Raw genomic sequence first — 14,656 nt, 5'->3', positions numbered from 1 at the left:
TTGCAGTTCATTCACCCCTATTTTACGCGTTGGAGTTACCGCGAATTCTTTGTCTAACACACCCAAATCTACTGGAACTCCATCTGCCAAAGCCCACAATTGGTACTGTTTACCTTCAGTTGGAGCAGGTAAGGCATCGTTTTTCACAATAACGGCCTGCGTTTCTTTGTGCCAGTATACTCTAACTTTTGCCTCTGGGTGATTTTCCGTTCCAGCTAAAACAACCTCTTCTGTACCTTCGTTCAATACAAAATCTTGTAATTCTTTACTGGCTGCAACTTCTTTCTCCAGATTTTCTAAACTGGCTAAATATTCGTTTTGCTTTTGTTCGGTTTGAGAATTTAAGGCTTTCAACTCATTATTCAACCTTGCATTTTCTTGTGACTTCATCACAAACATGGCACTCACACCAACAACAATTGCAATAGAAGCTACCAAACTCAACTTGGCGTAAGTCGGCATTTGAACAACCTTCGTTTCTTTCTCAAGCTTAGGTTCTTCTACCTTCTTCATTACTTTCTCTTGCGGAACATCTTTAATCTTGGCTAATATAGCTTCCTTGGTTCCTGCAGGAGGAGTAACCGCTATGGATTGCACATAGTCTTCTAAAGTTTGTTGAATCCTATTCAACTCCTCCTTAATTTCTGGATAAATAGAAGACAAGCAGTGTACCTCTCGCTGTTCTTGTTCAGAAGCGGTACCCATCACATAACTTTCCAGTATGCCAGATGCTATATATTCTTTTGTATCCAAATCAATAAAACTATTACAAAACTATCTTTCAATGCCTTAATTGCCATTCGAGAACGCGATTTAACGGTTCCCAATGGTATATTTAACTCATCCGAAGTTTCTTGCTGTGTATAACCTTTAAAATAGAGGTACTCCACGATTAACTTTTGATCATCTGGCAATTCATCAACAATATCTTTTAACCCAATTGTATCGATGTTGCGCTCTATACCTTGCTTCTTGTAATCGGTTGCATGACCAATTTCATCTTTCCCCTTTCGGTGTCTATCTACCTTACGTAATTCATCTATAGATTTATTTCTACAAACGTTTAACATCCAGGTAAAGAATGAGCCTTTAGAAGCATCATAAGTTTGTGCCTTTTGCCAAATCTTAACAAAACAATCTTGTAGAATATCCTGTGCTAATCCGTCGTCTTTTACAATTTTTAAAATTAAACCGTAAAGCGCATCAGAGTACATGTCGTAAATAGTCGCCAACGCCTGTTCCTCACCATTTTGGAGGTCTTGTACGAGGTTTTCTATATTTACTTTTACTGACATGCTTTGAACGAAAATAAACAATTAATCCGAAAGTTAACTACTTTCTTTATGAAGGAATTACATTTCCTTGAGCTAAAGAAAACATATATGTTCATATAAAGTTCATTCTCAACTATTTTTTTCTTTTTCATCCATTTTCATCACCTATTTTAACAAGCAGATACATTTACTTCTCGAAGAAAGGAACCTAAAGCAGTCGTTAACAATTAATAAAAAGGTAGTCCGTTTTCCCTTATTGCTTGTTTTAAACCTCCACACTTCCCTTTATACTATTGATAAAAATCAACGCCTCTACTGTAACCTTTGTTACCCTGAATAAGCTTATATTGAGTAACTTGACAGCATCATGAAAAATATTTTTGGACTCCTACTTTTTTCCTTCATCCTAGGAATAAATACGATAAATGCTCAAATACCATTTAACATTTATATTGAAACCATTAGTACGAATAACATAGGTGGTTTACAATCCTACGCTTTTGGTCAACACAATGGTAAATGGCTTTTAATAGGTGGCCGTTTAGACGGGCTGCACCGACGACAACCTTGGGCTTCTTTTGACATTGCTGGACATAACAATCAACTCATTGTCTTTGATCCTGTAAGCTTACAAAAATGGACAGCCCCATTGAGTAGTTTACCACAAGGTATTCAAGAACAACTTAGTTCTACCAACATGAATTTCAAGCAAGAAGGGGATATGTTATATGTCCTTGGAGGATATGGGTACAGCGCAACAGCTGGAGATCACACTACTTTCCCCTACCTTACAGCAATAGATGTTCCGGAAGTAATTAATGCCGTTATGAATAACACGGGGTTCAATACTTATTTTAGACAAATTACAGATTCACAATTTCAAGTAACCGGAGGCCGCTTACAAAAAGTTTACGATACCTATTATTTACTGGGTGGTCAAAAATTTATTGGTAAGTACAACCCTATGGGACCGAATAACGGTCCTGGTTTCATACAAGAATACACCAATGCAATACGTAGATTTAAAATTAATGATGACGGAGTGAATTTAACAGTCACCCATCTTACTCCATACATTGATGCTGCGAATTTACACAGAAGAGATTACAATGCCGAAGCCCAAGTATTACCTAACGGAGCACAAGGTGTAAGTATGTTTTCCGGAGTTTTTCAACCCACGGTTAATTTACCTTTTCTAAGCAGCGTAACCGTAGATACAAATGGTTATACACTCGAGGCCAATTTCCAACAGTACTATAACCATTATCATTGTCCGGTGGTTCCTTTATACAATGTGAACACCAACGAAATGCATACGCTTTTTTTCGGAGGAATAGCGCAGTATTATGATTCTTCAGGTGTATTAGTCCAAGACGACAATGTACCCTTTGTAAAGACTATAGCTCGCGTAACAAGAGATGCTAACGGTGTTATGACTGAATACAAGCTCCCTATAGAACTTCCTGCATTAATGGGAGCGGGTGCTGAATTCATACCTAATGATACACTTCCGCAGTATAGTAATCATGTATTTCAACTTGCTAACCTAAATGCTGACACTACGTTTTTAGGATACATATATGGAGGTATTGAAAGCTCTGCACCCAATATCTTTTTCATCAATGATGGAAGTCAAAGTTTAGCAAGCAACCAAATCTTCAAAGTATACATCGTCCAAGGAGAAGATTTAGAAGTACACACCCCTAACCCACAAAGTAATTCTGACTTACAAATGCGAGTGTATCCAAATCCGAATCAAGGATTATTAACTATTGATATTCATACTACTACTGAGGAGGATCTCGAATTCACGCTTCTTAGTCTTGATGGCAAAATCATCCATCAACAGGCATTGAAGAACACCCCCGGTGGAGTATCTCAATTCACCCTAAAACTGAATGAGCATATGAGTGAGGGAATGTATGTGGTACGTTTGAGTTCGAATAGCAAGAGCATCACCCAAAAATTAGTCCTAAAGTATTAAACACAACCTAAATCATCCCTTTCGACTTTAAGGATAAGTACTTATTAATGGTTTTCACATTTAATTCCTCTGGCTTGGTTAGTATGGTTTGAATACCATTTCTATTTAACTCCAGTGCAATTTTACGTTTCACATTTACGGTAGTTTCTGCTACTGCACCTACATAAATATCACGCATATTTTCCGGTGGTTTTACAATGCTTTCGCGCAACTGTGTATTTTCAAAAAACACCACAACCAATAAATGTTTTGCATTGAGTTTACGCAACAAAGGTAAGGCTCTGTGCATGGCTTGTTCGGTTTCAAAATTGGTATAAAGCATGAGTAAACTTCTCACTTTAACACTAGATCTTAAGCTTTGGTAAAGCAAAGGAAAGTTTGCTTCTTTAAACTGCGTACGTTGGTTGTAGAGAACTTCCATGATACGCTTTAAATGCGCTCTTCCACCCTCGGCGGCTAACTTTGTTCCTATTTTATCGGCGTAAGTAATCACTCCTTTTTTATCTCCTTTTCTCAAGGCGATGTTGGAAAATACCAAAGAAGAGTTGATTGCATAATCGAGTAAACTCATACCGTCAAAAGCCATCTCCATAGAGCGCGATTTATCAATCACCGAATAAACATGCTGTGCGCGTTGGTCTTGGTATTGGTTTACCATCAATTCATTTCTACGCGAAGTTGCCTTCCAGTTAATCGTTCTTATATCGTCTCCTTGCGTATAGCTCTTAATTTGTTCGAATTCGTTGTTGTGTCCTAAACTTCTAATCTTTTTAATTCCGCGAACCTGAGATTGATTAAAAACTTTTAGCTCATACAATTTCATTTGTTGAATCGAAGGATATACCTCCATGACATCATCTTGCACAACCACAACACGTCTTTTTACCAAACGCAGTACACTTTGTACAAAAATATGCGTATTCTCAAAGCGGTAATCTCCTCGACGCTTTGGAGTAAAAGAGTAATTAAAACTTTCTGATCTTTTGGGTAATAAAGAACTCGAAAATGCTTTTGATCGTTCTTGCAACTCCTCCGGAAAACCTTCATATATCGTCAACTTTAATACTTGTGCGCTCAAGTTAACCACACGTAAACTTACATGAGCTTCATCATTTAAATCTCCTCTACGAGGAAAAATACGCTGGAATTTTAGGATGGATTTATTGGCAAAAAGCACAAGAAAATCGAGCAAACTCAATGCTATTAAACTCAGCACTCCTACTTGGGCTACCAAGAATAAAAAACTCCAGGCATAGCTCAAGATAAAGAGTAACACCACTCCTGCCAAAAGCACGAAGAAAAAACGCGATATAAAAAGGTGTTTTATCATCTTATCTCGGCACCTCTATGTTTTTAACGATTTCAGTAATCACATCTTCCGTAGCATAACCTTCTATTTCTGCTTCAGGTGTTAAAATTAACCTATGATTAAGCACGTGAGGCGCCACAAACTGAATATCATCTGGAGTTACAAAATCTCTTCCCTTTATAGCAGCCATCGCTTTTGCACTCTTAAGAATTGCCAAAGAAGCCCTTGGTGAAGCTCCTAAATACACCTTGCCGTGATTTCTCGTTTTAACCGTGATGGCAGAAATGTATTCTAACAATTTATCCTCTACAATCACCTCTTTCACCAACTCTTGCACGCGACGCACATCTTCGGCGTTAATCACAGCCATAACCTCATCTAAACTCGGAGCTTTGATATTGGATTTATAGCGTTGCAATATCATGGTTTCATCTACTTGAGATGGATAATCTAATTTGATTTTGAACAAGAAACGGTCTAACTGAGCTTCCGGTAAATTATAGGTACCCTCTTGTTCAACAGGGTTTTGAGTGGCCACCACTAAGAATGGAAACTGCATGGCATACTCTACTCCATCGTAAGTTATCTGTCTTTCCTCCATCACCTCAAACAAGGCAGCTTGGGTTTTGGCTGGAGCTCTGTTAATCTCATCTATCAATACAATATTTGAGAAAATAGGACCTTTTTTAAAGTTGAACTTACTTTCGTTCATGTTAAAAATAGAAGTCCCAATCACATCACTCGGCATTAGGTCTGGCGTAAATTGTATACGCGAAAAATCTACATCTAATGCTTTGGCCAACACTTTAGAAGAGAGTGTTTTGGCTACTCCGGGAACACCTTCTAAAAGAATATGACCCGCTGAGAATATTCCAGCCATGAGTAATTCAACCATTTCTTGCTGACCAATAACGTACTTAGAAAATTGAATGCGAATATCGTTCACCTTTTGTGTAAGCCAAATCAAATCTTCGTTTTCTCTTTCAAATCCAAAAGCGTTAGAGGAAGTTTCGACACGTTCTACCTGCTGAGTTTCTTCTTGTTGTTGTGACTCAGGGTTCACAGCTTCATGTTCGTTCGGCTCTGTATTATTATCTTCTATCATTTCCTTTGTTATTTATCTGGAAAACTAAGTTTTCCAAAAGCTTAATATTTCTTTTATCTAAATTCAGTAAACTTATTTTAACCTCTTCTCTATCTATGATCTTCAACAGTAAATCTTTCCCCAAATTCTTGGCTTGATACACATCTTCAACCTTCAAGTGATAGGGTTTACCTAGAATAGGATAGACTATAATTTCATGAATATTATGTCGCAATATAGGTCTACTCATCATCCTGTTGGCGAAAACAAAAGATGCAATAGCAAGCGGCCACAGCAATATACCAACTCCTACAGAATAAGTCAACAACATAAATGAAGCTGCTATTAACAGCGCACCAAGTAACATCAATAGCGTTGGAGCGAAAAGACCTCTGTTAAAAGTGATGTAACTTTCTGCAATTTTAGTTTCTTCCTCTTCCTTCCAGATTTCAGATTTCAAATAGAATTTGCGCAGTTCTTTGTTAAGGATTTCTAAATCTTGAAAACTAATTTCTTTCTTGCTTTCTACTAAGGCCAATAAATGATCCACCTCTGAAAGAGACATGTTCGCTTTTTCGCTCAACAAAACATTGGCTTTTTCTTTTTCATTTTTAAGATCTAAATAAAAGTACTTCTGCACATTTAAATAGAAATTTGCCTTCATCATTTTGTAGGCATCTTCGGGTTGCTTTCTATCGAAATAAATCCCTGCAATAGTATCAACATAAGAAAGCGCCGAAAGCTGTTTTTCTTCTTGAATACGAATAACAGGTCGCTCCCTTTTACTTCTGAAAATAATAAATGCGATAAAACCAATAATGAAAGTGAACAAAGCCCATTTAAAACTTGGATACTTTAAGAGTGGTTTAAACAAGGAATCATTCTCTTCCTCGTCATTCCCGTCATATATTATCTCTGGATCGTAATTTGCAAATTCTAAAAGGTAAAGTTTCTTGGCTTTGAGTTTTCCGAAGGTAGCAGCATAATGTTTAAACCCATCTTCCCCTTTGAGTTGATAATTGAAAAATGCTTCAGGATTTAAATGTCCGTAAATTTTACCTACTCCATAATTAAGTTCTATACTGTATGGATATCCCTCCAAACTGAGCAAAGGCTTGTAATCATAAAATTTCGTAGTGTCGTATACATTCCATCTTCCAAAAATGGTATCACCTTCAAAACGTTTGGCTAAACGCAAAGTATCTCCATTGTGCGTAAGCTCTACTTCTTTATTGTAGACGAATTTGTAATCACTAAAACTCAGTAATTGACCATGCAGGTTGTAATCCATTACATTACAAGAGTAAAATAACTTGGACCCCTTACCCACACTAGCCATTAGGGCACTTATCTCATTACTTGTGAGGTAGAAATTCTCCCCGATAAATGCAAATGCCGCGCTATCTTCTTGTAGCAGAGAATCTAAAAGTAAATGATTTTTCACGTAATAGATATCCTCAAAGTTGCTACTCTTGTTCATTAATTCATTGAACAAATACAAACCATTGGGATGTAAATTATCCCAGCCATATCTGTGTTTCCAATTGTTAGAGTAATAACTTTTTCCATCCTTATCCTTTACATTCTCCTCCCCAGATGAAGAATTGAATAAAAGTACCAGTATCACCACAAATAGGATGAGTCCACCCGCTAACATTACCAATCTATTTCCCCTCATTTGCATCAATTTTTTGGTAGAGCGCTTTTAACTCGGGTTCTAAACTTTGGTAAATGCTGGCATTGATGTCATAATGACCATACCACACCAATTCATATAAACGTACAGCTTTAGAAAATTCAAGGTGCACAGGACGTTGCAACATCTCTATTTGGTAATGTGCATTGGTTTTATCTTGTTTGTATTTAATCCATCCTTTCTTAATTAAGGATTGTAAAATGAAGGTGTAGTACACGCGGACACATTGTCGATAATCTTCCTTAGCTAGTGCGTTTTCGAGCAAAATTTCTAATTCTGTCTTCGTTACCTCCTCTGGATTCCACTCCTCTAGATCAGGTACTATGTTTTGACTATCAACCTCAACACTTGCATTACGAATAAAGAAGTAATACAACAAAAACACTACGATAAAAAGTACGAGCAGTATAAGTATTACTTGCCATACATTTTCAGAAATCTCCCAACGATCTGGTGGATCCACGTCTAACGGTTCAACATCTGGAGTGTCGGGTATGTTTGGATCGTATTTAGGAGCTTCTCTTATGATAGACTCTCGATTGTTTTTCTTAATTCCACCATCACCTCTATATGGACCAAATTGACTCTCGCGGTTCGCCAGAATCTCATCCTCGCTCGTATTATCAGCAGGAGTTGTATACCCCACCTCATCATCAACATTTTCTTCTAATTTATCCGGATAAACCCTGTCATTATTCGGCTTAGATTTACGAGAGGCTTCGCCATATTCTACGCTTTTTTGTAGTTTATCCCATTCCTTTTTTAAATCCGTTTCTTGTCCCCAAGAAAGAAAGGCGAATAACAACAGTAGAGTACAGATTACTTTACTCATAATCTCCTTTCGTTTCAACGGTTCTACTTCTTTTTCCAAAACGCTCAAACTCTTTTCTAAGCGCTGGAGCTTCTTCCTCCTCTATTGATTTGTAACTCGACAAAGCCGAGGCGATGAGTACTAATGGAAATACTAGGAGTATAAAAATGAGGTAAACAAACACCCTTATACCGTTTACAATTTCTATGGTGTAAGGAGTTTCGTCCGCTAAAATCATGCGAATAAAATCAGTAAATACATCCAATAAATCTGGAATTTCATTGATATCCTCTGAGGCCATCACAAATGCAATAGGTTGTGCAAACAAAATGACCATGGCAGACAGGAATAGGACCAATACGAAATTAAACACCCAAGATTTAGCACCGTATTTCATAAACTTTCCTAAGCCAAGTCCTTTCTGATCATAAACTCCTAAAGACAATACATTGAAAAGAAAGGGAACAATAAAAATTCCTGCCCATATAAGATAAGAAGGTAATATAACCATGAAGGCATAAAAAATGGCGATACCTACAAAAACTTTAAACCCTTGTTTAGACAAGAAAGAAAAGTAATTCTTCCACACAAACTTTTCACTAGCGCTTGAAATTGCGTAATAAACTGCCGAAGCCAAAGATGTTAAGGGTAAGACCCATAAAAACAGAGCAAAAAAATCAGTTTCAATAAAGGTCTGCCCATAAGGGTTACCAAAAAGAATACTCAACAAATTGATCCAATCCTCCGGATATTCAAAGGCGAAATCATAACTATGCGTGATAAACTGAAAACCTGAAAGCAGCAACATTAAAGGCAAGGTGATGCTAAGGTTAATCTTCATAAAAACATAAAACTTCTGTCGGTATAACTGAAAAGTATCTGAAATAATATCCGTGAAATTTCTAATCTTATACAGACTCACCTCATGTGAAGGCAGCTGATTAACACTTTCATTTTCTTGTAGTAACTCTGGATGCTTACGCGCTAAATACTGTGGATAAATCACAAAATAAATCAACATCAAAGCAAAGGAGAAAATAATGATACACCACTTGGACCAATCAGGTAAACTGGCGTAATTACGCGTAACATAACTCTCAAGGAACCCCGCAATAATAAAGACAGGCACCAGTGCTATCATGATTCTCATAGATCTCTTCGCCCCCAACTGAAAGGATTGTAATCGCGAATAGGAACCTGGAAAAAGCAAACTATGCCCAAGCGTAAAACCTGCTCCCGCAGCCACAACTATGGCACTTATCTCAAAAGCTCCGTGAATCCAAATGGCTAAAAAGGAAGACAATCCAAGTCCCTTCAACACATAAAAATATTGGAAGGACCCTAACATCATTCCATTCTTAAAAACCAAATAATGCGTTCCAAAGGAGAATAATATCCCTCCCAAGAAACAGAGGAAAGCAACTTTAATATTATTCAATGTAATGGTGTAAAACATCTCAAAACTACCGGAGTCTCCATAAAAACCAAAGGGGTCATCTTGCCCAATAAAGCGTTCACCTCTGGCAATCATCCCTCTACCTGCAGCCATATCAACAAAGTCTGGAAAATAATGTGTTGTTATGGCTCCAATTACCACCCAAAGCATAAACATTACAAGGGCAAAGAGCAAATTCTTACGTGATTTATAGAGTTCTAAGGGAATGACGATGGACCAAGTTTTCCAATACTTTTTTAAAGAATCTCCTTTCTGCTTGTAGAGTCGCCCATAAACACCTTGTGCCGCTTGGTTCAAATAAGCTCTCACCGTTCGGCGCTCGTAAAATGTTTGTGCAAAGCTTAGATCTTCATTGACCTCCGTAAATAATTCTCCCAGTTCTTCAGGATCGGTATTATTGCCCTTACTGAGTTTCTCAAAGCGTTTCCACTTTTCTTTGTTTTTATTTATGAAGGTAGTTTCTTTCATTCTGTAGTATGCGGCGTAAGCTTTCTTACATCAGGCTAGCTAAAATAATATTTAGATTTAAGCTTTCAAGTAAAAGCACAATTAATTCATAGATACTTACAAAAGTAAATCAGATTGAATACCTAACTCCAAAAGCATTTTTCGGCAAATTCAATTATATTAGCAACACATGAAAACCATTTCCATTAAAACCGCACAGAATGTTCAAATTACCTTTGAGCTTGCAGGACTAGGTCAGCGCTTTACCGCGTACCTTTTAGATTTGGTAATTCTTGGTTTCTATATGTTCATCATCACCCTTACGATGGAAAACTCTGGTTTATCCACCAGAAACGAAGAAGCAAAACTTTATCTTACCCTTTACTTTTTACTTACCCTACCTGCTTTTTTCTATTCTCCAATGCTGGAATATATCACCAAGGGACAAACCTTAGGAAAAAAAGCATTAGGAATACGTGTAATGAAGGTAAACGGCGACAATGCAAGTTTAAACGAATATTTCTTACGCTGGTTATTCAAAGGATTGGCCTTTATTATTCTTCCTATAGAAGCTGTGGTAATACTTATCTCCAAAAGATCGCAACGATTAGCAGACATGATGGCAAATACTGTTGTGGTTAAACTTAACCCAACGTTTGATTATACCTTAAACCAAGTGCTCAACCTCAACAAGGAAAAAACGGAGATTGAATATCCGGAAGTAGAACAATTTACGGATGAAGACATGATGTTCATCAAAAAGGTAATACAACGCGTGGAGGAATACAACAACCCTGCAACACGAGAGATTGCCATTGAACTTGTCCATGAATTGGTAGAAAAACTTCAACTCCCGGAAGTACCCAAAAAGAAAATGACCTTTTTGAAAAAGGTATTGAAAGATTACGTGGCGCTTACGCGATAGATTTTCTATGAACTTCTCATTTAAGTCTCGTAAAAATAGACTTACCTTTGTTTGAAACACTATTTTATGAAAAGTACAATCTTTACAATGGCTTGTGCCCTTCTTGCGCTGTACTCTTGTAATTCTGAACAAGTGGACACAACACCTGAAGTACCATCAACAGATACATTAGCGGTAGATACAGTTGCCCAAGCAGCTGAAACAACTCCTTTATTAGGAGAAGCTGTAAACATCATGATAGGAACTAAGAATTACGAGGAAACCATTCAATTTTACCAAACATTAGGGTGGCACGTCGAAGACTCAAGCTCTACTCCTTGGAAATGGTCTGCAATGTATGATGGAAGTATGAGTTTGACCATTAACGAAGATACTATGAATTATATGGGACCTGCGTACCACTCAGAGGACGCAGTAAACGTTTACAAAACGCTTAAAGCCATAAATGTCAGTCCTCAAATGGAGTTAAAAAGAGAAAACGGAGACGCATGGTTTAATGTCTATTTCGCTCCAGATTCTTTAGGTTTCGTTGTAATTAATGAACCCAAAGCACCCAAAAAAGATATTCAGGTTGCGGATATTGTATTTAACCCCACCAAGAAATTCGATTTCCCGAATCCGAAAGCAGGTATCTTCCAAGAGTATGCTTTAGCAGTTGAAAACGTAGATAGTAGTTTAGTGTATTACACAGCACTTGGATTTGAAAGTCAAGGTATACACGAAGAAGGAGTTCCTTATAGATACACGATTGGTTACGACGGTCAACTGACCCTAGGCTTACACGAAACAAAAGGCATGTGGCACGGAGAGTTGTTTACTTATTCAGGACATGGAATCAACGAAAATGATTCTTTAGCAGCAGAGATGAGAGCCAACAACTATGCGGTTGAAGCTTTGGAGTTTGGTGGACAAGTATTGCCTGGGAATTACATGTTTACCGATCCTGCAGGGAATATTTTCTTCTTGACCACAGATTTTTCGGGGATGAAAAAATAAGAACTACGGAATCAAAAACTTAAAATATAAAGGGTGGAACTCCAAGAAATTTGGATTTCACCCTTTTTCTATGTTCTAATTCAATTCATATTTGTAGATCGTCAACACCCCATCCTTATAGCCTTTGGTCCAAACTTGATTTTCAGGAATAGAAGCACCTGTAAAAAAGAAATCACCTTTCAATGTAAACCTCCCATCGTACACCACCTTTTTCGTATTCCAATCTACCATACGTATGTACATTACCTTATCTGCTAAAATATCTTTTTGATTCAATTTTTGATCGCTCGGCGTTAAGCAAGAACCCTTAACCGGTTTTACCCTTTTCTTGGTGTTCTCTGCAGCAACAGAGGTAGTTGTATCCTCTGCACTTTTATAATAAACCCGACCAACAAGTTGAGAAGAATTAAAGGATAAGAAGGCGCCATAACCATAAGATTCTATCAACATTCCATGATAGCTTTCCTCAGTCAACACCTCTGTAACACGTGGCAATGCATCCAACTTTTGCGTAATGGAATCTCCTTTAAAATGATACTGCGAAGACATTAAATTATTCATTTTAAACACAGTTACTTGATGCGCCAAATCTTGTTCTAGAATCAATTCATCACCTAAACGTATAAAAGAATAATCAGCTTTATAGGGCAAATCACCTTGAGAATAAAGAGGGTCATAATTCGCAAAACTTTCTAAGCGCTTTCCTTCAAAATTATAAACACCTAACAAACTACTTTCCTGATAGAACTTACCAGGTTTTCTAGGTAGCTTAAAAAAGTATTTTGACTGCTTATTCGGTACCAAAACCGTATATATCAATTCATTTTCAAAATCTATTTCAAAATGACCCTCCAGAGAAGGAGTGTACTGATCAAAAAACTTGTACAAATCTATCTCTTGCAAAAAGCTTCCATTTAAATCGTAGACCCTTAAATTCATTCTGATTACGTCCACCACAATAATTCTATCCTTTTCAAATTCTACACGCCATGGCGTAAATTTATTTGATATATGAACCGACTCTAACATTATCGTCCCTTCCTTGTTCCCCTCCAAATCGTTCACCACGATAATAGAATCGAAACTCTCATAGAGATAAATCTTATCTTGAAATTGCCTCCAATACAAAGTACTAAAACTCTCCCTTTCTTGAAAAGAACCTAAATCAATTTGAATACTATCGACTAAATTAAAATCCTGCGCACTAAGGTTTGGCAATTGAAAAAGGCATACAAATGTTAGGAGGCATATGATTCTCATAAGTGGTTATTGATATTAAATTTTTAAAAACACTAATATAAACAGCCTTTTAAGTATTGGTTACCTGGAGAATTAGATTTTTTTCGTTCCATTGTCTATTCATTCTGAATACATAATTCGCAATTCTTAATTAACTACGTATTTTTGCACCATGGGAAAACTTGTTTTAGTGCCAACGCCGGTAGGAAATCTAGATGATATTACCTTACGTGCCATTAAAGTGTTGAAAGAAGCTGATTTTATTTTAGCCGAAGACACGCGTACAACCAAAAAGTTGTTGAAGCATTTTGAAATTGACAACCAAAGTTATTCGTACCACATACACAATGAACATAAAACGTTGGAAAGCAACGTAAGCAGAATAGAAACGGCCAATATGGTTGCTTTGGTTTCTGATGCAGGTACTCCGGCTATTTCTGACCCCGGATTCTTACTCGTAAGAGCATGTAGAGAGGCAGGCATAGAAGTAGAATGTTTACCAGGTGCTACAGCATTTGTCCCAGCTCTAGTGGGAAGTGGTTTCCCTTGCGACAAATTCGTTTTCGAAGGTTTCTTGCCGCACAAAAAAGGTCGCCAAACCCGTTTAAAGATTTTGGCAGAAGAAGAGCGTACTATCATTTTGTATGAATCTCCCCACCGTTTGGTGAAATGCTTAAAGCAATTGGAAGAATTTGTGGGTAACGACAGACGCGTTTGTGTGGTCCGTGAGCTCAGCAAAATGTACGAAGAATTCAAAATTGGTTTCCCGAGTGAAGTGGCGGCACATTATGAGGCCAATCCTCCAAAAGGAGAAATTGTTGTTTTGATAGAAGCAAAAGCATAATTCATGGTAACAACACAAGCTTTTCAATTGGTGAAAAATGGTGAAGCTACGCAAGCTTTTGCCTTAACAACAATTCAGCTACCGACTTTAGCAGCAGACGATGTTCTTATAAAAGTAAGTGCATTTGGCCTGAACTACGCCGATGTAATGGCCCGCAATGGTTTGTACAGAGAAACTCCTCCTTTACCTTGCGTTTTAGGTTACGAGGTAGTGGGAGAAATTGTTGCCGTTGGAAAAGATGTTGATGACCAAGAAGTTGGGAAACGCGTAGTGGCCTTCTGTAGATTCGGAGGTTATGCGCAAGATGTAATTACGAAATCTTACGCCTATGCACCTATAGGAGATTTGGATACAGGTAAAGCACTGTGCTTGGCCACTCAATACGTTACCGCTTACTACATGTGTAACTATGTAAACACCGCCCGCAAAGGGGAACGTGCTCTGATACACGCCGCGGCTGGTGGAGTTGGAACCGCATTGTTGCAACTCTTAAAATTACAAGGCGTAGAAACCTATGCCAAAACGAGTTCTCGAAAAAAAGAAGCTTATTTAAAAGCCCAAGGTGCCGATCATATCATTTACTACTCCGAA

At 37.6% G+C, this 14,656-nt stretch carries 13 protein-coding genes; 5 read left to right on the top strand and 8 right to left on the bottom strand.

Annotation, left to right across the window (positions count from 1 at the left end; all coding sequences use genetic code 11):
- Together R3333_RS06525 and R3333_RS06520 are read right to left on the bottom strand one after the other, a co-directional pair.
- Positions 1–753, bottom strand: a 753-nt coding sequence (locus R3333_RS06525) for an anti-sigma factor (RefSeq protein WP_318957983.1), incomplete at its 3' end; no start/stop codon positions are given.
- Complete coding sequence (locus R3333_RS06520; RefSeq protein WP_318957982.1) at positions 732–1,295, bottom strand: sigma-70 family RNA polymerase sigma factor; 564 nt, start codon at positions 1,293–1,295, stop codon at positions 732–734. The genes R3333_RS06520 and R3333_RS06525, both read right to left, overlap by 22 nt.
- Positions 1,296–1,641: 346 nt before the next feature.
- Between R3333_RS06520 and R3333_RS06515 the strand changes: the two genes are divergently transcribed.
- Positions 1,642–3,258 (top strand): T9SS type A sorting domain-containing protein, encoded by a 1,617-nt coding sequence (locus R3333_RS06515; RefSeq protein WP_318957981.1) that lies wholly within the window; start codon positions 1,642–1,644, stop codon positions 3,256–3,258.
- Positions 3,259–3,265: 7 nt separating this feature from the next.
- Here the strand turns inward: R3333_RS06515 and R3333_RS06510 are convergent, their stop codons facing one another.
- From R3333_RS06510 to R3333_RS06490, 5 genes are read right to left on the bottom strand one after another with little or no spacing between them, the layout of a single operon-like run.
- The gene (locus R3333_RS06510; protein WP_318957980.1) at positions 3,266–4,588 is read right to left on the bottom strand and encodes a DUF58 domain-containing protein; all 1,323 of its coding nucleotides are present in this window, start codon (positions 4,586–4,588) and stop codon (positions 3,266–3,268) included.
- 1 nt (position 4,589) lies between these two features.
- Positions 4,590–5,672: a MoxR family ATPase gene (locus R3333_RS06505; RefSeq protein ID WP_318957979.1), complete on the bottom strand. Its 1,083-nt coding sequence runs from the start codon at positions 5,670–5,672 to the stop codon at positions 4,590–4,592.
- Positions 5,659–7,329, bottom strand: a complete 1,671-nt coding sequence (locus tag R3333_RS06500; protein WP_318957978.1) for a hypothetical protein — start codon at positions 7,327–7,329, stop codon at positions 5,659–5,661. The genes R3333_RS06505 and R3333_RS06500 overlap by 14 nt, the downstream gene beginning before the upstream one ends.
- Positions 7,316–8,179 carry a hypothetical protein gene (locus R3333_RS06495; RefSeq protein ID WP_318957977.1) on the bottom strand — a complete coding sequence of 288 codons (864 nt, stop codon included), beginning with the start codon at positions 8,177–8,179 and terminating at the stop codon, positions 7,316–7,318. The genes R3333_RS06500 and R3333_RS06495 overlap by 14 nt, the downstream gene beginning before the upstream one ends.
- The gene (locus tag R3333_RS06490; protein WP_318957976.1) at positions 8,172–10,082 is read right to left on the bottom strand and encodes a stage II sporulation protein M; all 1,911 of its coding nucleotides are present in this window, start codon (positions 10,080–10,082) and stop codon (positions 8,172–8,174) included. Before R3333_RS06490 ends, R3333_RS06495 begins: the two co-directional genes overlap by 8 nt.
- Positions 10,083–10,251: 169 nt before the next feature.
- Between R3333_RS06490 and R3333_RS06485 the strand changes: the two genes are divergently transcribed.
- Positions 10,252–10,986: an RDD family protein gene (locus R3333_RS06485; RefSeq protein ID WP_318957975.1), complete on the top strand. Its 735-nt coding sequence runs from the start codon at positions 10,252–10,254 to the stop codon at positions 10,984–10,986.
- Positions 10,987–11,052: 66 nt separating this feature from the next.
- Positions 11,053–11,982, top strand: coding sequence for a hypothetical protein (locus R3333_RS06480; protein ID WP_318957974.1), 930 nt, complete (start codon positions 11,053–11,055; stop codon positions 11,980–11,982).
- Between the two features lie 75 nt (positions 11,983–12,057).
- On the opposite strand, the gene R3333_RS06475 is transcribed toward R3333_RS06480, so the two are convergent.
- Positions 12,058–13,242, bottom strand: a complete 1,185-nt coding sequence (locus tag R3333_RS06475) for a hypothetical protein (protein WP_318957973.1) — start codon at positions 13,240–13,242, stop codon at positions 12,058–12,060.
- Between the two features lie 151 nt (positions 13,243–13,393).
- Here R3333_RS06475 and rsmI point away from each other — a divergent pair, with 151 nt between their 5' ends.
- Both rsmI and R3333_RS06465 read left to right on the top strand, forming a co-directional pair.
- A complete protein-coding gene (gene rsmI, locus R3333_RS06470; RefSeq protein WP_318957972.1) occupies positions 13,394–14,065 on the top strand; it encodes a 16S rRNA (cytidine(1402)-2'-O)-methyltransferase in 672 nt (223 codons plus the stop codon).
- 3 nt (positions 14,066–14,068) lie between these two features.
- On the top strand, positions 14,069–14,656 hold a 588-nt coding region (locus R3333_RS06465; RefSeq protein ID WP_318957971.1), incomplete at its 3' end, for a quinone oxidoreductase family protein.

The organism is Lishizhenia sp. (genome assembly GCF_033720595.1).
Taxonomy (GTDB): Bacteria; Bacteroidota; Bacteroidia; order Flavobacteriales_D; family Crocinitomicaceae; genus Lishizhenia.
The sequence above is the reverse complement of the archived record's forward strand: the minus strand, read 5'-3'. Positions and strand labels throughout refer to the sequence as shown.

Bases quoted from the DNA above. Each gene is read 5' to 3' on its own strand.
- R3333_RS06520 (WP_318957982.1), bottom strand. From the start codon at position 1,295: ATGTCAGTAAAAGTAAATATAGAAAACCTCGTACAAGACCTCCAAAAT.
- R3333_RS06515 (WP_318957981.1), top strand. From the start codon at position 1,642: ATGAAAAATATTTTTGGACTCCTACTTTTTTCCTTCATCCTAGGAATA.
- R3333_RS06510 (WP_318957980.1), bottom strand. From the start codon at position 4,588: ATGATAAAACACCTTTTTATATCGCGTTTTTTCTTCGTGCTTTTGGCA.
- R3333_RS06505 (WP_318957979.1), bottom strand. From the start codon at position 5,672: ATGATAGAAGATAATAATACAGAGCCGAACGAACATGAAGCTGTGAAC.
- R3333_RS06500 (WP_318957978.1), bottom strand. From the start codon at position 7,329: ATGAGGGGAAATAGATTGGTAATGTTAGCGGGTGGACTCATCCTATTT.
- R3333_RS06495 (WP_318957977.1), bottom strand. From the start codon at position 8,179: ATGAGTAAAGTAATCTGTACTCTACTGTTGTTATTCGCCTTTCTTTCT.
- R3333_RS06490 (WP_318957976.1), bottom strand. From the start codon at position 10,082: ATGAAAGAAACTACCTTCATAAATAAAAACAAAGAAAAGTGGAAACGC.
- R3333_RS06485 (WP_318957975.1), top strand. From the start codon at position 10,252: ATGAAAACCATTTCCATTAAAACCGCACAGAATGTTCAAATTACCTTT.
- R3333_RS06480 (WP_318957974.1), top strand. From the start codon at position 11,053: ATGAAAAGTACAATCTTTACAATGGCTTGTGCCCTTCTTGCGCTGTAC.
- R3333_RS06475 (WP_318957973.1), bottom strand. From the start codon at position 13,242: ATGAGAATCATATGCCTCCTAACATTTGTATGCCTTTTTCAATTGCCA.
- rsmI (WP_318957972.1), top strand. From the start codon at position 13,394: ATGGGAAAACTTGTTTTAGTGCCAACGCCGGTAGGAAATCTAGATGAT.